At 59.0% G+C, this 26,201-nt stretch carries 22 protein-coding genes and 1 tRNA gene; 12 read left to right on the top strand and 11 right to left on the bottom strand.

The genetic code is table 11. The features are described 5' to 3' along the window. The first annotated feature begins 13 nt into the window (after nt 1–13). From pheT to LWH94_RS10565, 3 genes are read left to right on the top strand one after another with little or no spacing between them, the layout of a single operon-like run. The gene (gene pheT / locus LWH94_RS10575; RefSeq protein WP_232902192.1) at nt 14–2,386 is read left to right on the top strand and encodes a phenylalanine--tRNA ligase subunit beta; all 2,373 of its coding nucleotides are present in this window, start codon (nt 14–16) and stop codon (nt 2,384–2,386) included. A 3-nt stretch (nt 2,387–2,389) separates the two neighbouring features. Then, entirely contained in the window at nt 2,390–2,692 is a 303-nt protein-coding gene (gene ihfA, locus LWH94_RS10570) for an integration host factor subunit alpha (protein WP_022989370.1), read from the top strand. Further along, nucleotides 2,673–3,038 (top strand): MerR family transcriptional regulator, encoded by a 366-nt coding sequence (locus LWH94_RS10565; protein ID WP_022989369.1) that lies wholly within the window; start codon nt 2,673–2,675, stop codon nt 3,036–3,038. The genes ihfA and LWH94_RS10565 overlap by 20 nt, the downstream gene beginning before the upstream one ends. Before the next feature lie 84 nt (nt 3,039–3,122). Here the strand turns inward: LWH94_RS10565 and LWH94_RS10560 are convergent, their stop codons facing one another. Beyond that, nucleotides 3,123–3,311 carry a YgaP family membrane protein gene (locus tag LWH94_RS10560; protein ID WP_022989368.1) on the bottom strand — a complete coding sequence of 63 codons (189 nt, stop codon included), beginning with the start codon at nt 3,309–3,311 and terminating at the stop codon, nt 3,123–3,125. 114 nt (nt 3,312–3,425) lie between these two features. Between LWH94_RS10560 and LWH94_RS10555 the strand changes: the two genes are divergently transcribed. Next, on the top strand, nt 3,426–4,067 hold the full coding sequence (locus LWH94_RS10555) for a Crp/Fnr family transcriptional regulator (protein ID WP_232902191.1): 642 nt from the start codon (nt 3,426–3,428) through the stop codon (nt 4,065–4,067). Here the strand turns inward: LWH94_RS10555 and LWH94_RS10550 are convergent. From LWH94_RS10550 to LWH94_RS10540, 3 genes are all read right to left on the bottom strand, one after another. Beyond that, a complete protein-coding gene (locus tag LWH94_RS10550; RefSeq protein WP_232902190.1) occupies nt 4,053–5,192 on the bottom strand; it encodes a glycerate kinase in 1,140 nt (379 codons plus the stop codon). The genes LWH94_RS10555 and LWH94_RS10550 overlap by 15 nt on opposite strands. A gap of 1 nt (nt 5,193) precedes the next feature. Then, nucleotides 5,194–6,537, bottom strand: coding sequence for a GntP family permease (locus LWH94_RS10545; RefSeq protein ID WP_232902189.1), 1,344 nt, complete (start codon nt 6,535–6,537; stop codon nt 5,194–5,196). A gap of 132 nt (nt 6,538–6,669) precedes the next feature. After that, the gene (locus LWH94_RS10540; RefSeq protein WP_022989365.1) at nt 6,670–7,122 is read right to left on the bottom strand and encodes a winged helix-turn-helix transcriptional regulator; all 453 of its coding nucleotides are present in this window, start codon (nt 7,120–7,122) and stop codon (nt 6,670–6,672) included. Between the two features lie 201 nt (nt 7,123–7,323). Here LWH94_RS10540 and putA point away from each other — a divergent pair, with 201 nt between their 5' ends. From putA to LWH94_RS10520, 4 genes are all read left to right on the top strand, one after another. Then, nucleotides 7,324–10,953 carry a bifunctional proline dehydrogenase/L-glutamate gamma-semialdehyde dehydrogenase PutA gene (gene putA / locus LWH94_RS10535; RefSeq protein WP_232902188.1) on the top strand — a complete coding sequence of 1,210 codons (3,630 nt, stop codon included), beginning with the start codon at nt 7,324–7,326 and terminating at the stop codon, nt 10,951–10,953. 191 nt (nt 10,954–11,144) lie between these two features. Continuing rightward, complete coding sequence (locus LWH94_RS10530; RefSeq protein ID WP_232902187.1) at nt 11,145–12,341, top strand: MFS transporter; 1,197 nt, start codon at nt 11,145–11,147, stop codon at nt 12,339–12,341. A 114-nt stretch (nt 12,342–12,455) separates the two neighbouring features. After that, on the top strand, nt 12,456–13,019 hold the full coding sequence (locus tag LWH94_RS10525) for an NADPH-dependent FMN reductase (protein WP_232902186.1): 564 nt from the start codon (nt 12,456–12,458) through the stop codon (nt 13,017–13,019). Further along, nucleotides 12,989–13,819, top strand: coding sequence for a DODA-type extradiol aromatic ring-opening family dioxygenase (locus tag LWH94_RS10520; RefSeq protein WP_232902185.1), 831 nt, complete (start codon nt 12,989–12,991; stop codon nt 13,817–13,819). The genes LWH94_RS10525 and LWH94_RS10520 overlap by 31 nt, the downstream gene beginning before the upstream one ends. Nucleotides 13,820–13,895: 76 nt before the next feature. On the opposite strand, the gene LWH94_RS10515 is transcribed toward LWH94_RS10520, so the two are convergent. Together LWH94_RS10515 and LWH94_RS10510 are read right to left on the bottom strand one after the other, a co-directional pair. Then, nucleotides 13,896–13,972 (bottom strand) — tRNA-Pro (locus tag LWH94_RS10515). Nucleotides 13,973–14,083: 111 nt separating this feature from the next. Further along, on the bottom strand, nt 14,084–15,727 hold the full coding sequence (locus LWH94_RS10510; protein WP_232902184.1) for an FMN-binding glutamate synthase family protein: 1,644 nt from the start codon (nt 15,725–15,727) through the stop codon (nt 14,084–14,086). A 271-nt stretch (nt 15,728–15,998) separates the two neighbouring features. Here LWH94_RS10510 and LWH94_RS10505 point away from each other — a divergent pair, with 271 nt between their 5' ends. Then, on the top strand, nt 15,999–17,591 hold the full coding sequence (locus tag LWH94_RS10505) for a BCCT family transporter (RefSeq protein ID WP_232902183.1): 1,593 nt from the start codon (nt 15,999–16,001) through the stop codon (nt 17,589–17,591). Nucleotides 17,592–17,664: 73 nt separating this feature from the next. Here LWH94_RS10505 and LWH94_RS10500 read toward each other — a convergent pair whose 3' ends face one another. The 4 genes from LWH94_RS10500 to LWH94_RS10485 all read right to left on the bottom strand — a co-directional run bounded on the left by LWH94_RS10500 (nt 17,665) and on the right by LWH94_RS10485 (nt 21,445). After that, complete coding sequence (locus tag LWH94_RS10500) at nt 17,665–18,615, bottom strand: alpha-L-glutamate ligase-like protein (RefSeq protein WP_036219643.1); 951 nt, start codon at nt 18,613–18,615, stop codon at nt 17,665–17,667. Between the two features lies 1 nt (nt 18,616). Next, complete coding sequence (locus LWH94_RS10495; protein ID WP_094625348.1) at nt 18,617–20,134, bottom strand: inactive transglutaminase family protein; 1,518 nt, start codon at nt 20,132–20,134, stop codon at nt 18,617–18,619. Beyond that, nucleotides 20,131–20,934, bottom strand: coding sequence for an ATP-dependent zinc protease family protein (locus tag LWH94_RS10490; RefSeq protein WP_232902182.1), 804 nt, complete (start codon nt 20,932–20,934; stop codon nt 20,131–20,133). Before LWH94_RS10490 ends, LWH94_RS10495 begins: the two co-directional genes overlap by 4 nt. Before the next feature lie 124 nt (nt 20,935–21,058). Beyond that, complete coding sequence (locus LWH94_RS10485; protein ID WP_232902181.1) at nt 21,059–21,445, bottom strand: hypothetical protein; 387 nt, start codon at nt 21,443–21,445, stop codon at nt 21,059–21,061. Between the two features lie 248 nt (nt 21,446–21,693). Between LWH94_RS10485 and LWH94_RS10480 the strand changes: the two genes are divergently transcribed. Continuing rightward, on the top strand, nt 21,694–23,091 hold the full coding sequence (locus LWH94_RS10480) for a DNA recombination protein RmuC (RefSeq protein WP_232902224.1): 1,398 nt from the start codon (nt 21,694–21,696) through the stop codon (nt 23,089–23,091). A 4-nt stretch (nt 23,092–23,095) separates the two neighbouring features. Beyond that, on the top strand, nt 23,096–23,977 hold the full coding sequence (locus LWH94_RS10475) for a hypothetical protein (RefSeq protein WP_232902180.1): 882 nt from the start codon (nt 23,096–23,098) through the stop codon (nt 23,975–23,977). 7 nt (nt 23,978–23,984) lie between these two features. On the opposite strand, the gene LWH94_RS10470 is transcribed toward LWH94_RS10475, so the two are convergent. Beyond that, entirely contained in the window at nt 23,985–25,004 is a 1,020-nt protein-coding gene (locus LWH94_RS10470; protein ID WP_232902179.1) for an AraC family transcriptional regulator, read from the bottom strand. A 188-nt stretch (nt 25,005–25,192) separates the two neighbouring features. On the opposite strand from LWH94_RS10470, the gene LWH94_RS10465 reads away from it, so the two are divergent. Then, a partial coding sequence (locus LWH94_RS10465; RefSeq protein WP_232902178.1) for a CaiB/BaiF CoA transferase family protein occupies nt 25,193–26,201 on the top strand: 1,009 nt, incomplete at its 3' end.

Raw genomic sequence — 26,201 nt, 5'->3', positions numbered from 1 at the left:
CAAGGCAAGAACGATGAAATTCAGTGAACAGTGGCTGCGCGAATGGGTTAACCCGAATCTGGGATCCCAGGAATTGATGGACCAGATCACTATGGCCGGGCTGGAAGTGGACGGCTTCGAACCGGTGGCTGGCGAATTCACCGGCGTGGTGGTTGGCGAGGTGATCTCCGCCGAACCCCATCCGGATGCTGACAAGCTGCGCGTGTGCCAGGTGAGCGATGGTACCAACACCGTGCAGGTCGTGTGTGGTGCGCCCAATGTGCGTGCCGGCCTGAAAGTGCCGTTCGCGGTTGTCGGCGCGGTGTTGCCTGGCAACTTCAAGATCAAGAAGGCCAAGCTGCGCGGCCAGCCTTCCGAAGGCATGCTCTGTTCTGAGTCCGAGCTTGCGTTGTCCGAGAACCATGATGGCCTGATGGAGTTGCCTGCCGACGCCCCTGTGGGGCAGGCCGTGGCGGATTACCTCAAGCTGAACGACATCACCATCGATGTAGATCTCACCCCGAACCGCAGTGACTGCCTGTCCATCAAAGGCCTGGCTCGTGAAGTGGGTGTTCTGAACAGCCTGCTGGTGAACGCACCGGCTATCGAGCCGGTTGAAGCCGTGCATTCAGAGGTTCCTGACATTTGTGTGGAAGCTCCCGCCGGCTGTCCCCGCTATCTGGGCCGGGTACTGCGTAACGTGAACCTGCAGGCGGAAACCCCGCTGTGGATGCAGGAAAAGCTGCGTCGTTCCGGTATCCGTTCCATTGACGCGGCGGTGGATGTCACCAACTACGTCATGCTGGAACTTGGCCAGCCCATGCACGCGTTCGATCGCGAAGAGATCAAGGGCGGCATTGTGGTGCGCATGGCAAAGCCCGCTGAAAAGCTGGTGTTGCTGGATGGCCAGGAAGTGGAACTGACCGAAGACACCCTGGTGATTGCCGATCACGAGAAGCCGGTGGCCATTGCCGGTGTGATGGGTGGCGAGCACTCTGGTGTGAGCGCCAAGACCCGGGACCTGGTGCTGGAGTCTGCCTATTTTGACCCGATCACCCTGGCCGGTAAGGCGCGCGAGTATGGCCTGCATACCGATGCTTCCCACCGCTTCGAACGTGGCGTCGACTACGAGCTGGCCCGGGATGCCATGGAGCGGGCTACCAGCCTGCTGATGGAGATTGTCGGTGGTGAGCCCGGCGAAATTGTTGAAGTGTACAGCGACGAACACTTGCCCAAGGCGCGCACCATCGACCTGCGAGAGCAGCGCCTGGCGGATGTGCTGGGTCTGGCGATCGACCGGACCACGGTTGAAGAAATCCTGACACGCCTTGGCCTGCGTACCGACAAGCTGTTGAAAGACGGCTGGCGCATCAGCGTGCCCAGCTTCCGCCCGGATATTTCCATCGAGGAAGACCTGATCGAGGAAGTGGGCCGGATTTACGGTTACAACAACCTGCCGGTCACCGAGCCGACCGGTTCCCTGGGTCTTCGTGCACGGGAAGAAGCGGTTCGCCCGCTGTCTGCTATCCGTAATTTCTTTGTGGCGCAGGGCTACCAGGAAGCCGTGACCTACAGCTTCGTAGACCCGAAGGTCCAGCAGCTGCTGGACCCTGAACGTGAGGGCATCGCCCTGGCGAACCCGATTTCCGCTGATCTTTCAGTCATGCGCACCACCCTGTGGAGCGGCCTGCTGAAGACGGTTGCCCATAACCAGAACCGTCAGCAGCCACGGATTCGCCTGTTCGAGACTGGTCTGCGTTTCGAACAGAATGGTGATGGCATCGATCAGCAGCCGATGCTGGCCGGTGTCGTGGTTGGTAACCAGGTGCCGGAAAACTGGGTAAACGGTCGCAGAACCGCCGACTTCTTTGATGTAAAAGGGGAGTTGGAGAGCCTGTTCAAAGTGCTGGGTATCGAGATTCAGTTCCTCGCCAGCCAGCACCCGGCTCTGCACCCGGGCCAGACCGCCGAATTGCTGCGCGACGGCGAGCATGTGGGCTGGTTGGGTACATTGCACCCGCAAGTGCAGAAAAATCTTGAACTTAATGGCACGATCCTGATGTTTGAGCTATTCTTGAATTCGATCGTTACCGGATATGTGCCTAATTTCAAAGATATTTCGAAATTCCCGGAAGTTCGTCGGGATTTGGCTATTATTATCGGGAGCGATGTGGCGTTTGCTCAGGTTGAAGAAGTCGCCCGCAAGCATGCCGGCGAGCACCTGACAGCGATGCGTGTGTTTGATGTCTACGAAGGCGAAAGCCTGGGCGAAGGCAACCGCAGCCTGGCCGTCAGCCTGTTCTGGCAGCATCCGGAGCGCACGCTCAACGAAGACGAAGTGCATTCGCTCTTCAACGGGGTAATCGACGCCCTGAAGGAAGAGTTGGGGGCAACACTGAGGAGTTGACAGATGGCGGCTTTGACGAAAGCGGACATGGCGGAACGTTTGTACGAGGAATTGGGTCTTAACAAACGGGAAGCCAAGGAAATGGTGGAAGCTTTCTTCGATGAGATCAGGGGCGCACTCAGCCACAATGAACAGGTGAAGTTGTCGGGATTCGGCAACTTCGACCTCAGGGACAAGAAGCAGCGGCCGGGACGGAACCCGAAAACGGGTGAGGAAATCCCTATCAGTGCCAGGCGTGTCGTGACTTTCCGGCCAGGCCAGAAACTCAAGCAAAAAGTAGAAACGTATGCTGGAACCGAGTCATAACAACGAACTCCCCGCCATTCCGGGGAAGCGCTATTTCACCATCGGTGAAGTAGCCGATCTGTGTGCGGTGAAGGCCCATGTACTGCGGTACTGGGAACAGGAATTCCCGCAGCTGTCGCCTGTGAAACGCCGGGGTAACCGCCGTTACTATCAGCGGGCAGACGTTATCACCATTCGCCAGATTCGCAGCCTGCTTTACGATCAGGGCTACACCATCGGCGGTGCCAAGCAAAAGCTCAGCAGCAGTGAGGTGAAAGACGATACCTCCCAGTACAAGCAGCTGATCCGCCAAATGATTACCGAACTGGAGGAAGTACTGGATGTGCTGAATTCGCCAGCGTCCTGAGGCGGATATCCCGCAGCATGGTACTGTAACGAAAAGGCCGTGGCATTTTGCCCCGGCCTTTTTGCGTTAAGGCTGAGCCAGGACTTACTTGTTCTTGCAGGTTTTGATGCCGAAGATAGAGTAGGCCGGGCAGTTGCCCATCAACGCAGTGGCCAGTGGCACAATGCCAATCCACCCCCAGGGGGTTTGCGGGCCCACAAATACCAGGGCAATCAGTACAATGCCCACAACTGCGCGGATAATCCGGTCTGCTGATCCCATATTAACCGTCATCGTTCTTTCTCCTGTGTGATGTCGGATGTTGAAGCAACTATAGTCCGCAATCCGTGACGGTTCAGTGATAAAGTCACACAGAACCTAATAAACCGATCAAACAGGGCGCCATTCATGGCAAGGCACAGCATTCTGGACACCCTCAACGATTCGCTGCGAAAAGATACGCTGGCCGGCATCAGCACCATGCGTTTTCCTCCCGGGCAGGTGCTGTTCAGTGCCGGTGAACATTGCCGTGGCCTGCCGTTGGTGCTGGGCGGAAGCATCAAAGTCCAGATGACCGGGTTGTCTGGCCACAGCATCGTGCTGTACCGCATGGGCTCTGACGATATTTGCACCTTGTCCATCGGTTGCCTGATGACAGGCCGCAGCTACCGTGCCGAGGCCATTGTGGAGGAAGAAACCGAGGCCGCCATCATTCCCCGTGGATTGTTTGACCGCCTGATGGACCAGTCTGCGGAATTCCGCCTGGGCATTATGGAATCCTATGGCCGGCGGCTGGACGACCTCATGCTGCTGGTAGAGGAAGTCGCCTTTCACCGCATGGATGAGCGCCTGGAAGAGTGGTTGCAGGCTAGGGCGGCGCAGGGGCAGCGGACATTGACCATCACGCACCAGGAGCTGGCAACGGAACTGGGTACCGCCCGGGAAGTGATCAGCCGTTTGCTGAAAGAGCTGGAGCGCCGGGGCCAAGTGGGCCTGGCCCGCGGCAAGATTGAGCTGACCGGCTTGAAGAAGCGTTCAGCGACGGCCTGACAGGCCGTGAAGCAGCCGGGCCAGTTGCTCGGCGGATTGCTCCAGGTTGGCCTCAGCCAGCTGGTAGGCTTGCTGGAGGTCCATTGGGGCGGGCGTGATCGAAAACGCAGCGGTCAGGCCCAGCTGGTGTAGCTCCCCCAGTTCCGCGCCCAGCTTGCCGGCCAGGCCAACCACTGGTACACCGTATATGCTGGCAAGGCCGGCCACGCCGGCCGGTGTTTTGCCGTAGGCGCTCTGGGCGTCGATGGCCCCTTCGGCTGTGATCACCAGGTCTGCACCTTTCACATGGCTTTCCAGTTCGACGGTTTCCATCACCAGTTCGATGCCCGGGCGCAACTGTGCGCCAAGTATTCCGGCCACCATACCGCCAATACCGCCGGCCGCGCCGCTGCCCGGAAAACTCGCGATATCAAAGCCCTGCTGTTGCACCAGCGCGGAAAAGTGCCCCAGATTGGCATCCAGCTGCACAACCTGTTGGACGTTGGCGCCTTTCTGGGGCCCGAAAACGGCGGCAGCGCCGTTAGGGCCCAGCAGGGGATTACTCACATCACAAGCGACGACCAGGCGCACTCCGGACAGGCGGTCAATAGCCGGCATGAGATCTACACTGGCCAGTTGCTCCAGGCCGGTTCCGCCGGCAGGAATGTCCTGGCCCTGGGCGTCCAGCAGCCGGGCGCCCATTGCCTGAAGAATTCCCGCACCGCCGTCGGTGGTGGCGCTGCCACCCAGCCCCATGATCAGGGTTTTGGGCCGGTGAGCCAGTGCGGCAAGCAGCAGCTCTCCGGTGCCCCGGCTGGAGGCGGCCATGGCATTCCGTTCATTGGCGGGCACACAATGCAGGCCGCTACCTTCAGCTACTTCCACAATCGCCGTCTCGCCATCATTCACCAGCCCGTAGCGGGCAGTCGCCGGCTGTCCGAGCGGGCCGGTGACCGTCACCTCATGCAGTTCGCCCTTACGCGCCTCGGTGAGTGCAACGGTAGTACCCTCACCACCATCGGCCAGCGGTACTTCAGTAATCTGGTCCTCCGGCGCCGCCCGGCGCCAGCCGCGGGCGATGGCACTGGCTACCTGCTCGGCAGCCAGGCATTCCTTGAAAGAGTCCGGGGCGATGACGATGCGCATGTTACAAAGCCACCAGGGATGTCAGCCAGACTGCGGTAATGGTCATAAGGCCCATAATCAGGGTGGCTGTCGTGTGGGATTTATAGGCCGTGGCCACGTTCATTTTGCTGAACTGGGAGACTACCCAGAAGTAGCTGTCGTTAGCGTGGGACACAGTCATTGCGCCGGCACCAACGGCCATAACTGTCAGTACCCGACCCATATCCGAATCCAGCCCCAGCTGAGGCAGCAACGGTGCGACTAGGGCAGACGCTGTAACCAGTGCGACCGTGGACGAGCCCTGGGCTGACTTCAGGGCGGCAGCAACAATAAACGGCATCACAACACCAAGGCCAAGCGTTGAAAGGGTATCACCCAGATACTCGCCAAGCGGGGTGGCGGCGAGAACTGCACCAAAGGCGCCGCCGGCACCTGTGATCAGGATGATCGGCGCGGCCACTTCCAGGCCTTTGCTGGTGTGGCGTCCAAACTCTTCCAGCTTGCCTTTGCCTTGCAGCAGGGTCAGCGCGAAGCCAAGGCCAATCAGCAAGGCGTTCAGGGGTTTGCCCATGAAGTTCAGTGTCTCGTACAACAAACCGTCCCCCAGCGGAGCCGTGGGATAGCTTGCGACCGAGCCCAGGCAGATCAGGAGGATCGGGATAAAGATCGGAGCAAAGGCTTTGCCGGCGGAGGGCAGTTCGCCGTAGTGCTGCTTTGCTTCCTCGAAGGCTTCCTCTGCCTGTTCCAGTTCGGTGCTGCTCAGGTTTTTACAGCGCGAAGCCCAGAACAGGCCTGCCATTGCGGCGATGATGGCGAAAACCAGGCCAACACCGATGACCATGCCGAGGTTGTCCTCCAGCCCGAGGTTGCCCGCTGCAGCGATAGGGCCGGGGGTGGGGGGTACCAGCGTATGGGTTGCGAACAGGCCGGTAGACAGGGCAACGGTCATCGAGACCGGCGATACGCTCAGGGAGCGGGCCATGGAACGCTTCAGGCTGTTAAGAATGACATAGCCGGAGTCGCAGAAGACCGGTATGGAAACAATAAACCCGACCAGTGACATGGTGAGGGTAGGAAACTTCTGGCCCAGGATCTTGATAATGGTTTCGGCCATCACGATGGCTGCGCCAGTGCGTTCGAGGATAACGCCGATAATTGTGCCCAGCACGATCACCAGGCCAATGTAGCCCAGAATGTTGCCGAAGCCGGCACGGATGGTTTTCTCGATATCTTCAAGTGGTAAACCAAACGCGAAGGCAGCCAGGAAGGATGCCAGTAACAGGGTAATGAACGGATTCAGTTTCAGTCGGCTGGTGGCGAACACAATGAAAATTATGATCGCGACCAGGATCAGTACCAGATGCATCGGCAATCTCCAGAATAGGGCTGGGTTAATATCCTACTAATCAGGTTGGTTATTCGGCGCCAAGTTTAAAGTCAAACATGGCTCTGCGCACCCCCGCTTTGTGGGATTTCCGTAAACGGGACTATTTAATCCCTACAATCCCCGATCTTTTACATTCTCCATCACCGCAAACGAACTGGTCTGCAGTACATGGGGCAGGCTGGAAATCTGTTCGCCCAGTACCTGGCGGTATTCGGCCATGTTCTTGGTTCTTACCTTCAGCAGGTAGTCGAAGTTGGCGGCCATCATGTGACATTGCTCCACCGCCGAGATCTGTTTGACTGCAGTGTTGAACGCCGCGAGGGCTTTGCTGGACGTGTCGTTGAGGGTTACCTGGGCGAAGGCGACGTGGGACTGGCCCAGCTTGGTCTGGTTCACCATGGCGCTGTAGCCGGTGATATAGCCCTGGTCTTCCAGCCGGCGCATGCGCACCTGGCAAGGGGTTTTCGACAAGCCCACCCGTGAGGCCAGCTCGGTGACGGTGATCCGCCCGTTTTTCTGGAGTTCCCGGATGATGGAAAGGTCGATCCTGTCGAGATCTGACATGGCTGCTATCCTTGAAGGAGGTGGCTGGCTTTCATTGGTTTGGTGAATATGGCTGATTTTAGTGAATTTGTGGGCGAAACGGTAATTTTTAACGTATCAGAAAAGGAAAATATTTCGGTGTTTCGAGCTGTATTAGGTAAATAGCATATTCCCCGTTGGCTACAATGCGGTCAGTAATCAAAATAATCAGGAGGTACATCCATGAGTCTGCAGCAATCCGTGTCCCCCGGGCTTCAGGACATTCGCCAGGCCATCCGCAATAACTACCTGGCGGATGAATATGAAGTGATTCACCAGCTGATTGAGCAGGCTCAGCTGTCTGATGAAACCCGCAAGGCCATTTCAGCCCGGGCAGCGGACCTGGTGCGGGATGTGCGTGATAACGCCAAGCCCACCATCATGGAAAAGTTCCTGGCTGAATACGGCCTGACCACCAAAGAGGGCGTGGCCCTGATGTGCCTGGCCGAGGCGCTGTTGCGGGTGCCGGATAACCTCACTATCCAGGATCTGATCGAAGACAAGATCACCTCCGGGAACTGGGGCGCCCACGTGGGTAAAGCCAAGTCCGGCCTGATCAACTCGGCCACGCTGGCCCTTCTGATGACCAGTAACCTGCTGAAAGACTCCGAGCGCCAGAGCGTGGGTGACACCCTGCGCAAGATGGTGAAGCGCCTGGGTGAACCGGTGGTGCGCACCGCCGCTGGCCAGGCCATGAAAGAAATGGGCCGGCAGTTTGTGTTGGGCCGTACCATTGAAGAAGCCCAGGATCGCGGCAAATCCCAGGAAGAGCAGGGCTACACCTATTCCTATGACATGCTGGGCGAAGCGGCCCGCACCGATGCCGATGCCGAGCGTTACTTCAACGCCTATTCCGATGCCATCGACAGCATCAGCAAGCGCTGTGAAGGCGATGTGCGCACCAATCCCGGTATTTCCGTAAAACTGTCTGCCTTGCTGGCCCGTTACGAATACGGCCAGAAGGAACGGGTGATGACCGAACTGGTCCCCCGCGCCCTGACACTCGCCAAAAAAGCCGCCGCTGCCAATATGGGCTTCAACATCGATGCCGAAGAGCAGGACCGCCTCGACCTTTCTCTGGACGTGATTGAAGCTATCCTCTCAGACGAAGAACTCAAAGGTTGGGACGGCTTTGGCGTGGTGGTCCAGGCCTTCGCGAAGCGGGCTTCCCAGACCCTGGACTGGCTGTATGCCCTGTCTGAAAAACTCGACCGCCGCATCATGGTGCGACTGGTAAAAGGCGCCTACTGGGATGCCGAGATCAAGCGCGCCCAGGTGATGGGCCTGGACGGCTTCCCGGTGTTCACCCGCAAGGCCTGCAGTGACGTGTCTTACCTGGCCTGCGCTCGCCAGTTGCTGGGCATGACGGATCGGATTTACCCGCAGTTTGCTACCCACAACGCCCACTCGGTGTCTGCGGTATTGGAACTGGCGAAAGACCTGGGCCGGGACAAGTTTGAGTTCCAGCGCCTGCACGGTATGGGTGAATCGCTGCACGACCAGGTACTGGAAGACAGCAAGGTGCCGTGCCGTATCTACGCTCCGGTTGGTGCCCACAAAGACCTGCTGGCGTACCTGGTGCGCCGCCTGCTGGAAAACGGGGCCAACAGCTCCTTTGTAAACCAGATTGTCGACACCAGCATTACGCCGGAAGAGATCGCCAAAGACCCGATCGACGTGGTGATGCAGCTGGGCCATGACATTTCCAGCAAGGCCATTGTGCCGCCGGCGAAGATCTTCGGTGACCAGCGCCGTAACTCCAAGGGCTGGGACATTACTGATCCGGTGACGGTGGCGGAGATTGACGCCGGCCGTAACCAGTACAAAACCCACCAGTGGCAGGGCGGCCCGGTGCTGGCGGTGGAGTCCACCAGTGATGAAGTGGTGGAAGTGCGTAACCCGGCCGATCCGGATGACCTGGTGGGCCATATTACCTACACCTCCGAAGCCGACATCCATGCGGCCATGGACGCCGCCCGGGACGGCTTCAGCCAGTGGTCGGCAGTGCCGGCGGAGCAACGGGCCGAGATGATCCGCAAAGTCGGTGACCTGTACGAAGAGAATGTACACGAGCTGTTTGCACTGACCACCCGTGAAGCCGGTAAATCCCTGCTCGATGCGGTGGCGGAAATTCGCGAAGCCGTCGACTTTGCCATGTACTACGCCAACGAAGGCATCCGCTACAAGGACGATGGCCAGGCCCGGGGTGTGATGTGCTGTATCTCGCCATGGAACTTCCCGCTGGCGATCTTCACCGGCCAGATCCTGGCGAACCTTGCCGCCGGTAACGCGGTGCTGGCCAAGCCGGCGGAACAGACCTCCCTGCTGGCCGTTCGTGCGGTGGAACTGATGCACCAGGCGGGTATTCCGAAAGCCGCAGTGCAGTTGCTGCCGGGCACCGGTGCAACCGTGGGCTCAGCTCTGACCTCAGACGCCCGGGTAACCGGCGTGTGCTTCACCGGCTCTACCGCCACGGCACAGCGCATCAACAAGGCCATGGCAGAAAACATGGCGCCGGATGCCCCGCTGGTGGCAGAAACCGGTGGCCTGAATGCCATGATTGTGGATTCCACGGCGCTGCCCGAGCAGGTGGTGCGGGATGTACTGGCTTCGTCATTCCAGAGTGCCGGCCAGCGCTGTTCCGCCCTGCGCATGCTCTACGTGCAGGAAGACATCGCCGAGAACCTGCTGGAAATGCTCTACGGTGCTATGGAAGAGTTGGGCGTTGGCGACCCGTGGCTGCTGTCTACAGACGTGGGCCCGGTGATCGACGAGAACGCCCGCAAGAAAATTGCCGATCATTGCGATAAATTTGAGCAGCAGGGCAAGTTGCTGAAGAAAATGTCGGTGCCTGAGAAGGGCCGGTTTGTGTCGCCTGCAGTGCTCAAGGTTAGCGGCATCGAGGAAATGGAAGAGGAAATCTTCGGCCCGGTGCTGCATGTGGCCACCTTCGCAGCGAAGGACATCGACAAGGTGATCGATGCCGTGAACGCCAAGGGTTATGGCCTGACGTTTGGTATCCACAGCCGTGTTGATCGCCGCATCGAGCATATTTCCAGTCGTATCAAGGTGGGCAACACCTACGTTAACCGTAACCAGATCGGTGCCATTGTGGGCTCCCAGCCGTTCGGCGGCGAAGGCCTGTCCGGTACCGGCCCGAAAGCCGGTGGTCCGCAGTATGTGCGCCGGTTCATCAAAGGCGAGGTGGTTGAAAAGGCGGCCCCTGCCGATGCCAAATCGGTTACGGCCAGCAAGGTGCAGAAGCTGATCGACCAGCTGGCGAAGGTGGATGCTCCGGTCGCAGAAGGCCGGCAACAGGCGCTCAAGCCGTACTTTGGCGACCTGCCCGCACCGCTGGATGAAGGCTACGAGGAAATGCCGGGGCCGACTGGCGAGCAGAACCATCTGTCCTGCCATGCCCGTGGTGTTGTGCTTTGCCTTGGGCCGGATGCGGAATCTGCGATAGAGCAGGCGGGCACTGCGTTGTCCCAGGGCAACAAGGTGGTCGTGATCGCACCGGGTGTTGAAAATCTTCTGGCCGACGCCATCAAAGCCGGCCTGCCAGTAGCCGCCGTAGACGGCCTGCTGGAGCCCGACGCGCTGCTTCAGCTCAACGGTTATGAAGCGGTTACCAGCGTGGCTGAAAAGCCGCTGCTGAAGCAGTACCGCCAGGCCCTGGCCAAGCGCGATGGTGCCTTGCTGCCGATCATCACCGAGCACAAGCTGGACCAGCGCTACGTCATCGAACGCCACCTGTGTATCGACACCACCGCCGCCGGCGGCAACGCCAGCCTGATCGCCTCAGCCGAATAAGCGAGCGTCAACCCCGGGGTCAGACCCGGGGTCTGACCCCGGGGTTGAAAGGCCTGAGATGACAGGCTTGATCATTAAGGCCAGCTTCCGAAAGGGGCTGGCCTTTCTTTTACGGGCGTGGATTTCACCCCGCTTGCCGGCCGCGTTAAGATAGTCGCCTAACCATCCGCCAGGCCCTGCAGGACGATTCCTTGCCTTCATCTATAAGCCCCGACGCTGCCCGAAACTTTTTTGCAGTCTGCCTCTCGCTCACCTTCTGCTTTGTGGTGTATTCCATGCTGATTGTGGCGGTGCCGGTTTATGGCTTGCAGTTGGGCGCCTCGCCGCTGGTATTGGGTGCGGTGCTCAGTACCCAGTACCTGCTGCCGTTGTTGCTGGCGATTCCCCTCGGGGGCGTGGTTACCCGTCACGGTGGCCGTGCCACATTGATCGCCGGCGGGGTGTTGATGGTAGCGGGGCTGTTGTCCATGCACTTCTGGTATGGCTATGGCGGCCTTGTGCTGGGCCAGTTGCTGGTGGGGCTGGCGCACCTGCAAATGGTGCTTTCAGCGCAGACCATTATTTCCAACCTGGGCACCGGGCCCACGCTGGAGAAGTATTTCGGCTGGTATTCCACCTGGCTGTCCGGCGGGCAGGTGGTGGGGCCCTTGCTGGCCGGTGCACTGCTGGCAAGCGAGACGGGCCGGGGGAATGTCTTTCTGGTGATGGCGCTGTTTGCGGTGTTGGCAGCCCTGGCTGGATTACGCCTCACCGGCCAGGCCCGGGAGCGGATGGCGATCACCCGAAAACAGGCGGGCTTCCGGGCTCAGTGGGCGTTAATGAAGGCTAGCCGGGGCGTCCAGCTGTCGGTGCTGGTTACTGTGCTCGGGATGTTTGCCCTGGGCGTGTACGGAAGCTACCTGCCGGTTTACCTGGAAAGCCTGGCCATGACACCGGTGGTGATTGGCGTACTGGTCAGCCTGCGGGCCGGTGTGTCCATGCTGATCCGGCCCTTTATGGCGCGCATGATTGCCATGGCTGGCGGGCGCGGGAATACGGTGTTGCTGTCTCTGGGAACCCTCGCCGCAGGCATTGGCCTGCTGGGCCTGTTCGAACACATGGTTTTACTGGGGCTGCTGGCGGTGCTGGTGGGCATTGGGTCCGGCCTCACTCAGCCACTTTCGATGGTTATCCTGGCCGAAAGCGTGGAGCGGGAAAAGCGCTCCGGTGCGCTCGGTATGCGCCTGATGGCCAATCGCGCCATTCACTTCCTGGCGCCGCTGATGTTCGGCGCCTTGCTGGAGTTGGGCGGTTTTGTGCTGGCTTTCGGGCTGTCCGGCGCACTGATCGTGGTTGCCCTGCTGCAAATGCGCAGATTGTTCGACACGGGGTCAGACCCCGCCCTTTGATGCCTTGATCAGACAAACTGAATAAGCTTTGCTGATTTCTCCGTTTTCATTCCGCGCTTGTTGTTTCTATAGTCATTAGTCAAACGGGATACCCTTAAAAAAGGATTGAATGATATGTCTCTGAAGCTCCAAACCATTATTTGTAGTACCCGTCCGGGCCGTAAGGGGCCCTCTGTTGCTGAATGGTTTAGTAACCATGCCAATGAACAGGGAAGCTTTGAAAGCGAGCTGGTGGACCTGGCGGACTTCAATCTCCCCGTCTTCGACGAGCCCAACCACCCACGCATGCAGAAATATGAGCATGCCCACACCAAGGCGTGGTCTGAAAGCGTGGCCAGGGCCGACGCCTATGTATTTGTCATTCCCGAGTACAACTACTGCCCGCCACCTTCATTCGTGAATGCACTGAACTACCTCTACAACGAGTGGAACTACAAGCCGTGCGGCTTTGTAAGCTACGGTGGCGTGTCTGGTGGTTTGCGCTCGGCCCAGAACGCCAAGCAGCTGGTAACCACCCTGAAGATGATGCCGATGGTGGAAGGTGTGATGGTGCAGATGCCATGGGAGCACATGGACGATGCCGGTAAGTTTCAGCCCGCGCAGCCCCATTCCGAGTCCGCAACGGTGATGCTCGAAGAAATGGCCAAGTGGGCGCAGGCCCTGAAGGCGATGCGGTGAGCAGGGTGCACCTGTTTTACCTGTCCCACGGCGGCGGCCCCATGCCGCTGCTGGGGGATCCCGGGCATCGTCAGATGGTAGAAAGCCTGCAAGCTGCTGCGAAGCGGTTGCCCAGACCGTCTGCCATTCTTGTGGTGAGTGCCCATTGGGAGGAAGGGGTGCCCACGCTCACCTCCGGTGCTAATCCGCCACTGATTTACGACTACTACGGGTTCCCGGAGGAGTCTTACAGTATTGAATACCCCTGCCCGGGGGAGCCGGTGTTGGCGGATAAGGTGCGGGCAGCTCTGGAACAGGCGGGCATAGACTCGAAGCTGGATGGCGAGCGTGGCTTTGACCACGGCCTGTTCGTGCCCCTGAAATTGATGTACCCCGAGGCTGATATACCCTGCGTGCAGCTGTCGCTGGTGAACTCTCTGGATGCCAGGGCGCACCTGGCGATTGGTCAGGCGCTTGCTGATCTGGAATACGACAATCTGCTGGTGATCGGCTCAGGGTTCTCATTCCATAACATGCGGGCGTTCTTTGATCGCTCCGATACCGAAGCGGATGCGAAAAACGCGCAGTTTCAGGACTGGCTGGCGGAGACGTGTGCCGGTGCGGACCTGACTGAAGCCGAGCGTACCGAACGTCTGGCTCGCTGGGATCAAGCGCCCTCTGCGCGCTTCTGTCATCCCAGGGAAGAGCACTTGTTGCCTCTGCACGTGTGCTACGGCATGGCCGGGCGAGCTTCAGATGACGTGGAACCGGTAACGGTGTTGGGGAAGGATTCCCGGATGTTTTACTGGTTTGCGAGCTGAATACTCTGTCCTGAAATCCGAGAACCAGAAACAACAAAGCCCGGGCCTTTCGGCCCGGGCTTTGTGTAGGGAATTCTGGTCGGGACGGTAGGATTTGAACCTACGACCCCTTGCACCCCATGCAAGTGCGCTACCAAGCTGCGCTACGCCCCGTAATCTGCTGTCCACCAAGAAAAGAGGTTTATCTCAGTGGCTTAGCGGGAGCGAAGTCTACACCAGCCCACGGTAAAAATAAACAGGGGGCTGGCGATTTTCTTCGCGGAATTACCGGAGCTTGGTTTCCCGCAGTTTCAGGATGAATTCCGGCGGCTCGAAGGTGTCGGGCCGGGCATCGTCCCAGTATTTGTCGAAAACGGTCAGCCCGGTTTTGCCTTCCAGCAGGGCGCCGGGTTCCAGGAAGGGGAAGAGATCCAGGTAGCTGTGTACCTCGGTTTTGGAAACCCTGCGAACAATATGTTCCGGCCCCAGTTCAGACGGGTGCTTCAGGCCGGAGGCTTCCAGCAGGTTCTGCAGGGCATCCAGGGTGTTCTTGTGGAAGTTGTACACCCGCTCGCTCTTCAGGGGGACATCCAGTTTGTTACCCCGGCGGGGGTCCTGTGTCGCAACGCCGGAAGGGCATCGGCCGGTGTGGCAATTCAGGGCCTGGATGCAACCCAGGGCGAACATATAGCCCCGTGCCGCGTTACACCAGTCGGCGCCCAGGGCCAAGGTGCGGGCAATGTTGAACGCAGACGTGATCTTGCCGGCGGCACCAATGGCGATATCTTCCCGCAGGTTGGCGCCAACCAGTGTGTTATGAACCAGCAGCAGGGCTTCGGTCAGCGGCATGCCCAGCCGGTTGATGAATTCCAGCGGCGCGGCACCGGTACCACCTTCTCCTCCATCCACCACAATGAAGTCCGGTTTCTTGCCGGTTGCCAGCATGGCTTTGACGATGGCAAACCATTCCCATGGATGGCCGATCGCCAGCTTGAAGCCCACCGGTTTGCCACCGGAGAGTTCCCTCAACTGGTCCAGGAATTCCAACAGCTCAACCGGGTTGGAAAAGGCGGAATGGCTGGCCGGTGATATGCAGTCTGCCCCCATTTGAACGCCACGGGCTTCGGCGATTTCACGGGTGACTTTTTCGCCGGGCAAGATACCTCCGTGGCCGGGTTTTGCCCCCTGAGATAGTTTGACCTCTATCATTTTCACCTGGTCCAGCGTGGCATTCTGCCGGAACATGTCCGGGTTGAAACTGCCGTCCGGATTGCGGCAGCCAAAGTAGCCTGAACCGATCTCCCAGACCAGGTCACCACCGGGTTCCCGGTGGTAGCGGGATATCGAGCCTTCGCCGGTGTCGTGGTAGAAGCCGCCTTTGCGGGCTCCGGCGTTCAGGCTGAGGATGGCATTGGCGGACAGGGAGCCAAAACTCATGGCGGAAATGTTGAACACACTGGCGCTGTAGGGTTTCGCGCAGTTTCTGCCAATCACAATGCGGAAGTCGCTGTTATCCAGCCGCGTCGGGGTGAGGGAGTGGTTCATCCACTCGAAGCCTTCCTCGTACATGCTTAGCTGGGAGCCGAAAGGGCGCTTGTCCAGAACCTGCTTGGCGCGCTGGTAAACGATGGTGCGCTGTTCCCGGGAGAAGGGGCGCTCCTCGGTGTCGGACTGGATAAAGTATTGGCGGATTTCCGGCCCCACAGATTCGAACAGGTAGCGGAAGTTCGCCATGATCGGATAATTGCGGCTCACCGTATGACTGCGCTGCAGTAGGTCCCAGGTGCCCAGGGCGGTCAGCGCCGCGAAGATCACCGGTATGAGGTACCAGCCGCCAAGCCACAGGGTAACAGGCAGGGAGATGATCAGCCCGGCAATGCTGATGGCGTAGGCGGAATAACGTACTGGGAAGGTGGTGGTTTTCGCCATAGTGACCTCTGGAGGACGAACGGATGTGTGAAGCCTGCAGCTACAAAACCTATCTTACGGAAACCTTGCCGGGTTGGAACCGCTGATTGTGAAAGTTTTCAGGCACTTCCTGAACGTTTGTCTATGCTTATGGTTGGTGGCGTGATCGTTTTGCTGCTTTGATATTTTGAGTTCAAAGTAATAAGATGACGCGCCTGTAACGTTTGAATATCCATTCATGCGTCTGAATATAGAACTGTCAAAAATCACACCAGAATCAGGAGGCTCCAACGTGGGCGAGGTAGTGAAAGACGAGTATCAGACGGACTACGTCGCAGGCCAGGATAATATCAGTCCGTTTGGCCTGGATCTGCATAACTGGGTGTTCCCGGTAACAGCAGTCATTGTAGTTCTGTTTGTTATAGCCACTCTGCTGTTTCCGGCTATGGCCAAGGAAACGCTCGATGGTGCAAAGTGGGGAATTATTGCCAGTTTTGACTGGTTTTTCCTGCTCAGTGCCAACATCTTCGTGATTGTCAGCCTGGCGCTGATCTTCATGCCGGTGGGCAAAATCCGCCTGGGTGGCCAGGAGGCCAAGCCGGAATTTACCACTATGTCCTGGTTTGCCATGCTGTTCGCGGCGGGTATGGGTATCGGCCTGATGTTCTGGGCCGTCGCCGAGCCGGTTGCCTACTACACGGGCTGGTATGAAACGCCCTTCAATGTCGAGGCGAACACGCCCGCAGCCCGCGACCTGGCGATGGGTTCAACCATCTACCACTGGGGCCTTCACCCCTGGGCAATCTACGCCATTGTGGCTTTGTCCCTGGCGTTCTTCGCCTTTAACAAGAACATGCCACTGACCATCCGCTCGGCGTTCTTCCCGCTGCTGAAAGACCGCGTATGGGGTTGGCCCGGGCACATCATTGATGTGCTGGCGGTTGTTGCGACTATCTTCGGCCTGGCAACCTCCCTTGGCTTCGGTGCCCAGCAGGCAGCCTCCGGCCTGGATTACCTGTTCGGCCTGGGTTCCGGAACCAACGTGCAGATGGCGATCATTGTGGGCGTTACCGCAGTGGCCCTGGTCTCGGTTCTCCGCGGCCTGGACGGCGGTGTGAAGGTGCTGAGTAACATCAACATGATGACGGCTGGCGTACTGCTGTTCTTCATCCTGTTCGCCGGCCCCACCATGACCATCCTGGAAACGATCTGGGTAACGTCCTCCAGCTATGTGACCAATGTGGTGCCCCTGAGCAACCCGTTCGGCCGTGAAGATTCCGCCTGGATGCAGGGCTGGACTGTGTTCTATTGGGCCTGGTGGATTTCCTGGTCACCGTTCGTAGGTATGTTTATTGCCCGTGTATCCAAGGGCCGTACCGTGCGTGAGTTTGTGACTGCTGTGCTGATTATCCCCACCGTGATCACTACCGTGTGGATGAGCGGCTTTGGCGGCACCGCGCTGGAGCAGATCCAGCAAGGCGTTGGCGTGCTGGCAGAGAATGGGCTGACTGAAGTGTCCCTGGCCACCTTCCAGATGTTTGAAGGCCTGCCGCTGACTGGCATTATCTCCTTCGTCGGGATTATCCTGGTGCTGGTGTTCTTCGTAACCTCATCGGATTCCGGTTCGCTGGTTATCGACAGCATCACTGCTGGCGGTAAAACCGATGCACCCACTGCGCAGCGTGTGTTCTGGGTGGTTATGGAAGGTGCTATTGCCGCAGCGCTGATCTTTGGCGGCGGTGATGATGCCCTTGGCGCTATTCAGGCCGTGGCCATCAGTGCGGGCTTGCCGTTCACGGTGATCCTGCTGATCATGACCTGGGGCTTGCTCAAGGGCCTCACCCATGAGCGGAAACTGTTGCTTCAGCGGGGCGAATTGCTCTGATCAGCTGAAGTAACGGAATAAAAAAAACCGGGGCTGTGAAAGGCCCCGGTTTTTTTGTGGCTGAAGAAAGCGTTCAAAGTTTGCCGAACGTCTCCATGGCATAGTGCACCCGTTCCCTCGGGCTGAAGTGGGGCCGCTTCAGGGCTTCGATATTCTTCAGGCGGGGCAGCAGGCCGCAGCCATTTGCCATCTGGATGGCAAGCCCGGGCCGGGCATTCAGCTCCAGCAGGAGCGGGCCCTGATGGGCATCGACTACCAGGTCTACGCCCATGTAGCCGAGGTCCGTCGCTTCATAGCAGCGGGCGGCCATTTCCAGCATGTTTTCCCAGTCATCAATCCGGATGTTTTCCAGGGCCAGGCCGGTATCCGGGTGCAGGGTAATCGGGCGGTTGAATTGCACGGCATTCAGGCTCTGGCCTTTGCCGATGTCCAGGCCGACGCCCACCGCACCCTGATGCAGGTTGGCCTTACCGTCAGAGGCCTTGGTGGCCAGCCGGAGCATGGCCATTACCGGGTAGCCCTGGAAGATGATGATGCGGATATCCGGCACGCCCTGATAGGAATATTTCGCCAGGGCAGGGGAGGATTGCACCAGGTCTTCGACAATGGCCACATCCGGCGTACCGGCCAGCGAGTAAAGGCCGGCCAGGATGTTGGTCAGGTGTCGCTCCAGCATGGCCACGCTGATGCGGGCGCCGGAGGCTTTTACGAAGTCGTCACCATCGCGCCCGGTGATTACGGTAATGCCTTTGCCCCCGGACCCCTTGGCGGGCTTGATGGCAAAGCCGTCCAGGTCTTCGGCCATTTCCCGGAAGTGGGAAATTTCGTGCTGCTGGCGCACAACCTGAAGAAGCTTCGGGGTTTTTACCCCGTATTCGCTGACTGCCAGCTTGGTTTTCAGCTTGTTGTCGACCAGCGGGTACGACGAGCGCTCGTTGTACCGGGCAATGTAATCCACATTGCGCCGGTTCATGTTCAGCATGCCAAGCCGGGTGAGCCTGCGCGGAGATATCCAGCCGCCCATATCAGTCGTAGGCCTTCATGGGGGTGAATCGACGCAGTTCGCTGAGCTTGTAGCCGGTGTACTGGCCCATCAGCAGGATCAGCCCCAGAATCACCAGGTGCAATTCCGGGAAGTTGAACGTGAGATGGCCGGCCAGCGGCAGGCTCATGACCAGGTAGGCGCAAATCGCCACAAACAGGCTGCCGGAGCCCTGTACCAGAACTTCCCGGGCACCTTCCTCTTCCCAGAGAATGGACATGCGTTCGATGGTCCAGGCAATGATCACCATGGGGAAGAAGGTTACCGTCATGCCGGTGTTGAAGCCCATCTGGTAGCCGATAATGCTCAGGCCGGCGGTAATAAAGATCACCAGGATGATCAGTGCGGATATCCGAGAGACCAGCAAAAGGTTCAGGCTCGACAGATAGCCCCGCAGCACCAGGCCGATGGCCACCACAGACAGGAAGGCTATCAGGCCGGGCACCAGGGTGGTCTGCACAAAGGCCACCGCAATCAGCACTGGCATGAAGGTGCCGGAGGTGCGGATACCGATGACAATCCGCATGAACGCGACAATCAGTGCACCCAGCGGCAACAACAGAAGCATGCGGAACATGCTTTGTTCTTCGATGGGCAGCTGGTAAAAACCGAGCACACCCAGCCCGTTCTGGTTGGCCTCCAGCGTGGCCAGTTGTAGTGCCGGCACGGTTTGCCGCAACATGGAGAAGCTCACCTGGGAGTTGTCGCCACCAAGAACATCCAGCAGGGATTCCGAGCCCTGGCGCCACAGCAGCAAACTTTCCGGTACGCCTTGCTCGCCGGTGCGGGGGTCAAAAGTCAGCCAGCGTTCACCGTTGTAGATTTGCAGGAAGGGCACCAGCTGCTGGCGCCGGCGGGCATCTTCCAGCTTAAGGGCGTCGGCGGTGCGGGCGGCAATGCCCGCATGGTTGAGCATGCGCACCATCAGCTGCAGGTAATTGTCTTCAGAGACCAGCAGGGTGGTGTTCTGGGTGCGGGTGTCTGGCTGCATCAGGCGGATCAGTTCCCGGGTCATGCTTTCCGGGCTGCTGGAGCGCTCCATGGCCTGGTCCAGCAGTTCCCGAACCGCGGTGGCCTGGGGTTCTTCCCAGAATACCGCCTGGGGCCGGGGCGTGCGCACCGGCGTTTGCTCGGTAACATCTTCATCCGGAACGAACTGGGCCTTGAAATACAGGGTCTGGGGGCCAGACACTTCACGCTTGGTCCATTCCGCCCGCCGGCTTCTGGGGGACTCGAGGATGGAGAAGCCGTAGCCGGGAGAGGCCGCCTGTTCGGTCAGAATACGAAAGCCGGGCGGCTGCTCCGGAATGTGCAGGCTGACCTCGGCGGCGTCACCCAGGGCGTCGAAATCCACCCGGGCTTCAATCATCCATACCGGGCGCTGTTCGCCGGTCATCCAGGGAATGCCGAGTTCCAGGTGGCGCCAGGTGGCAATAGAAATCCCCGCCGCAATCAGCAGGAAGACAAACACATAGAACGGAGCTCGTGAGCGGGCGGTCATTCATTGCCTCCGCTTTCAGCATTTTCGCGGTAGGAGGCCGGCAGTTCCGTGGCGTATTCCTTGCCAACGTCAATCAGCATGACATCCCTCAGTATGTTGCGGCCGATCAGCACTTCGTGGGTCAGGTTGGTGCGATCTGCCAGGGTGAACTCCGCCACTTGCTGGTGGTCGCCAATGGCAAACTGCAGTTCGACCACAACGCGGCGTTCGGCCTCATCGGCGGCCGACTGGATGATGCGTACCCGGCGGGAGATTTCCCGTTCCAGGGTAATCCACTGTTCGTAGTCGGTGCCCGGCACGGGCACGTCAAAGCGCACCCAGTTGCTGCCATCCCGCTCGAAACGTTTGATGTTCTGGGCGTGGATAGAGGAGGTTTCGGCGCCGCTGTCGATGCGGGCGGTGTAAATCAGCCCCGGGTCCGCCAGATAGAATTTTTCCACCTCGCCCACAATCACCTTGCCCTTCAGGCGGTCTGCGCGGCCGGTGTCTTTGGGGATGGGAGGGCATACTTTTTCTTTAACCGGCGGGCACACAGGTTTTTCAACCTGGGTGGCGATGGCATCGAGGATGGTCTGGGTAGACTGGCGGTTATCGGTAAGCAGCTGGTTGTGCCGAACGTTGGCGTTTTCTTCTATGGTAACGAGCGTAGCGCGCTGGGTTTTTACCGTGGCGCGAACGTCTTCAAGCCCATCCTTGGGAACCATAAGATAGCGGTCTGTGGAGCAGCCCGCCAAGGCTACAGCGAGCCCGGTAATGGCCAGAAAGGTAAGTGTACGGGCTTTCGGAAACCTGTAACCCATGAATATCCCCTGAAACGGCTGCCCGCCGGTGGTCATAAAGCGGTAGCGCTGGATGTGTTGTCGGTCAGGCGGGGAAGTATACTACAAGCATCTGTGTGTTGACTTTACAGATGGTTAAGGCGCTTTAGCCGGCAAAAAACGGACCCTGCCCGAGCGGGGTTTCCGCCCTCAGGTACTCCTGGATCACCGGCGAACAGTTGAGGTAGAACAGCAGCAATTCCCGCTGGATATCCTGGTCCTGGCTGCGTGCTGCGAAGCTGATCACCTGCTTGAGCGAGTGGTCACTGGCGGCGGTGTCGTCCGGCACAACAAAGCTCTTGCCGTAGCGCGCACGCAGCAATGTGGTCAAGCGCTCCAGGTGGAACTCCCCGGTGTGGGTAATGTGGGGCAGTAGCCGTACACCGTGAGACACGCCTGCACCGCCGGGATACAGCCCGTCTCCGCGCTGGCCATCGGCGCCATCGCTGTGCAGAAATTCTGCTCCCAGTTTTCTCCAGAGTTCCTTCAACATGCTCCTGTCCTTGCCAGTGAGCGCAACACGAGAAAGGTTTTGATTAACCTTTAATCCGTTTTAGATGAATTTACGGCGGGCGTCCAGCAACAGATCTATACAATTCCTTTAATTGCCAAACAGTCGATACCCGATTTGCGTGGTGGTTCCGCCACCGTAACAAGCTTGTGGCAATCAGGTACACTCTCGGGTTTGATGGTTCCCGTATCAAGGAGTTCAATCTTGTGACAGACGTACTCATCCGGGCAATGGCTGAACGCCCCGAGTGGATGGCGGGCTGGTTTCTGGGGCTGATTGCGGCCTGTGTTGTTCTGCTGGTGCTGACGCTGTGGGCGCTGTTCAGGCTTAAGGCCGGGCAGCAGCATACTGGCGCCCTTCACAGCCAGCAGGTTCAGCACCTGGAGCAGTCGCTGACAGAGCAGAGAACGCGGTCGGCAAAGCTGGAAGCAGCGATAGAAGGCTGGCGTAACCAGGTCACCGAACTGAAAGCCGATCTGCGGGAGCAGCAGGTAACCCTGGATAAAGAACGCCGCAATGCCAATGAAAAGCTGGAACTGCTGGAACGCAACCGGGATGCCCTTAAGCAGGAATTCGAGAACCTGGCCAACCGCATTTTCGACCAGAAGAGCGAGCGCTTCAGCCAGCAGTCCAGAACCAGCCTGGATTCCTTGCTCAACCCGTTCCGCGACCAGTTACAGGACTTCCGCAAACGGGTAGAGGACGTTTACACCACAGAAACCCGCGACCGCCAGGCCCTGCGCAGCGAGATTAAATCCCTGCAGGAGCTGAACCGGCAGATTACTGAAGAAGCCGCCAACCTGACCCGGGCCCTGAAAGGGGACAAGAAAGTGCAGGGCAACTGGGGTGAGCTGATTCTGGAGCGGGTACTGGAGCGCTCGGGCCTGCGCAAGGGCGTGGAGTATGAAACCCAGGGCAGCTACCGGGACGACGACAACCAGCTGCTGCGTCCGGACGTGATTGTGCACCTGCCAGACCAGCGCAACCTGGTGATCGACTCCAAGGTTTCGCTGGTGGCTTATCAGCAATGGGTGGTGGCAGAGGCGGACAGCGCCCGTGAAGAGGCCCTTAAACAGCACGTAGAAGCCGTGCGCAACCACATCCGAACCCTGAGCGAGAAAGACTACAGCCAGCTGAATGGCCTGCATTCACCGGACTTTGTATTTTTGTTCATGCCCATTGAGCCGGCTTTTGTGGCAGCATTCCAGCAGGACGAGAACCTGTTCGCGGAAGCCTTCGAGCGAAAGATTATTGTGGTGACACCCACCACCTTGCTGGCCACCCTGCGGACGATCGAGAACATCTGGCGGTACGAACGGCAAAGCCAGAATGCCCGGCGCATTGCCGACAGGGCCAGCGCGGTGTACGACAAACTGCGGGTGTTTGTGGAAGCTATGGAGCGTTTGGGCAGCCAGCTGCACACCGCGCAGGGCACCTACGACAACGCCATGAATACCCTGACCCGTGGCCGCGGCAACCTGATTTCCCAGGCCAACCGGTTTGTGGAACTGGGCGTGCGGGTTAAAAAAGAGTTGCCCAAAAGTATTACGGAACAGGCTGAGGTAGATGCGGACGACCCTTACGAGCCCGATGAGCCTGAAGACAGCACAGAGAAGACTCAGGAGTAGCAGAATGTTGGTATCGAACAAGCGGCAAACGCTGGCAAAGCGTTCATGGCTGGCCGGCCTGGTGCTGTCTTCCGCGCTGGCGGCCTTTTCCGGACAGGCGTTTGCCCTGGAGCCCGAGCATGAAATTCGACGGCTGATGCTGGCCACCGAAGCCGCCGTGCAGGCTGACAACTGGGCCGAGGCCGGCGAGTTCCTGAACCGCTTGCAGGCGATGGAAGGTGAGAAGCCGGCGGAATACTACTATTACCGTGGCCGTGCGATGCTCAAGGCTAATCACCTGAACGAAGCCCGGGCGGCACTGGAAACCTACGTGAGCCAGGTAGGGGCCGAGGGCCAGCATTATCAGGAATCCCTGAAGCTGATTACCGATATTGAGAAGGTAAACCGGGATAACGTACGCGCTCTGGCCGAAGGCGCTGCGCAGGTGGAAGAGCCGGTTGCCGTGATAGAACCGGCCGGGCAGGAAAGCCTGAAAACCCTGCGTCAGCTGTACCTGGCCAGAACTGACCGGGAAGCGCTGGTTATTCACCTGAATGCCGTGCTGGATACCGCAGGCTGGCGCAGGGACAAAACCGTGGTGCGGCTGGACCGGCCGGCCGACATTCAGTACCGGGTGACGATTGATAACAGCAACGTGAATGTCCAGGAGATTCGCCGGGAGCTGGATAACAGCTTTGTGCGTAAAACCAGCGTGTTGCCTGTGTTCGGTGTAAACCCTCAGCTGCGCTGGGATTGCGAGCCCGCCGTTGCCGCCTGCTGGGTATACGACCCGAGGGATGGCTCCCGCCTGTTCCAGATGGCCCAGAACCAGGACAAAGCCCGGGAAGCAGCTCAGACCCTGGGTAGGCTAATTCGTAACCTGCAGCAGGGCCGTTCCGGCTCCTGAGCGGGCATTATTGCACCAGGTCGCCCCGTTCGCCTTCCCGCCAGGCGCCCGGGGTAACCCCGGTCCACTTCTTGAAGGCACGGTGGAAGGTGGATGGTTCGGTAAAGCCGACCCGCTCGGCGATATCGTTAATGGGCAGTTCCTGATGGCTCAGGTAGTAGATGGCCATATCCCGCCGCAGTAAATCCTTGATCTCCTGAAACGACGTGTTTTCCTGCTTCAGCCTTCGGCGCAGGGTTTGCGGGCTGGTATGCAGCTCCTGGGCAATCCAGTCGAAATCCGGCATGGGCCTGGAGAAATCCCGGCCAATCAGGCCCCGGATGCGGCCGGTCCAGGTGTTGCTTTCATCTGGACGGGATAGCAGGTCCGCAGGGGAAGTTTTCAGAAACTGCCGCATCTCCGGCTTATCCCGAATCACTGGGGCAGACAAAAAACGCTTGCTGAAGGTGAGGGCGGTGCAATCAGAGTCAAAGCTCAGCGGGCAGTGGAAGATATGGCGGTACTCATCGCCATGCTCCGGCCGCGGGTAATCGAACTCGGCTTTCTCCAGTTCCACCGGCTGGCCAATCAGCCAGCTGCCTAAGCGGTGCCAGATCACCAGAATGCTTTCCCGCAGGTAGTAGTCCGGATCGTGGATTTTACCTTCGATTCGCGTCACCAGCCGGGCGCTGTCTTCGCCCACTTCCAGCTCCATGGCCACCATGGGTTCGAACAGGCGGGAGAACTGGAATGCCCGCTGATACACCTCTTCCAGGGTTTGGCAATCGATCACCAGCGCACACATGGTGGCAAAGGTGCCTGAGTGGGCCCGGCGTGGCCCGAGGGCCATGAACTCATCACCGGTGCGGCTCCAGATTACCTGCATCAGGGTGCTGAACTGATCACTGCTGACCCGCGCTTTCTCGATACGCAACAAATCCGGCGAGATACCGGCTTCCTGCAACAACTCGTGCACATCCAGCCCTAGCCTTTGTGCGCCGGACAGGGATGCTTCAACAAAGTGTTTGGAAACCGTGAGGGTAGACATAACCAGCGCCAATAAAGAGAACGTGCTTCATCATAAGTGGCCAGAAGCACAATGCAACCACCTGATTTACCGGCCAATGGAAGAAATGGCCAACGGGAATGAAGTAACCGGCAGTTGGCCGGGACTGCAAAACCCGGCAGCATAATGCACAGTAACCCTATACCCATAACAACGAAAAGGAGCACCAGATGCCCGGCCCCCTGAGTACCCTGAAAGTCCTGGATTTCAGCACCCTGCTGCCCGGCCCCTACGCCACCATGATGCTGGCGGATATGGGTGCCGAAGTGCTGAGAGTAGAAGCCCCCGACCGGGTAGACCTGGCCAAGGTAATGCCGCCCTTTGATGGCAAGTTCAGTACTACGTTTTCTTACCTGAGCCGTGGCAAGCAAACCCTGCAGCTCAATCTGAAGCAGCCGGAAAGCGTGGAGAAGATCAAGGAACTGGTGAAGGACTACGACATTGTGGTGGAACAGTTTCGCCCCGGCGTAATGGACCGCCTGGGCGTGGGTTATGAAACCCTGAAAGCCATCAACCCGAAGCTCATCTACTGCGCCATCACCGGCTACGGCCAGACAGGCCCCTACAAAGACCGCGCCGGCCACGACATCAACTACCTGGCCATCTCCGGTGTTGCCAGCCACTGCGGCCGCGCCGACAGCGGCCCGCCCCCCATGGGTATCCAGATTGCCGACGTAGCCGGCGGCTCCCACCATGCCGTGATGGGTATCCTCGCCGCCGTGATCCAGCGCCAGCAAACCGGGCAGGGGGCGTTCATTGATATCAGCATGACCGACGCTGCCTTTGCCCTGAATGCCATGGCCGGTGCCGCCGCACTGGCTGGCGGTGTGGAGCAGAAACCCGAAGGTGGCATGCTTAATGGTGGAACTTTCTACGACTACTACCAGACCAGCGATGGCCGTTGGTTGTCTGTGGGTAGCCTGGAGCCGCAGTTTTCAGCGCGGCTGTGTGAAACACTGGGTATTGGCGAGATGAAGAGCTTGGCGATGAGCCAGAATCCCGAACACCAGCAGAAGCTGAAGGCGACGATCAAGGAAAACCTAGCGGCCAAGACGTTTGCCGAGTGGCGGGTGATTTTTGCCGAGGTGGATGCGTGCGTGGAGCCGGTGCTGACGATTGAGGAGGCGGCGGAGCATCCACAGCTGAAAGCCCGTGGGATGGTGGTTGAGGGGGATCGGG

Source organism: Marinobacter sp. G11 (genome assembly GCF_021282325.1).
Taxonomy (GTDB): Bacteria; Pseudomonadota; Gammaproteobacteria; order Pseudomonadales; family Oleiphilaceae; genus Marinobacter; species Marinobacter vinifirmus.
This window is presented reverse-complemented; position numbering and strand designations above follow the sequence as displayed.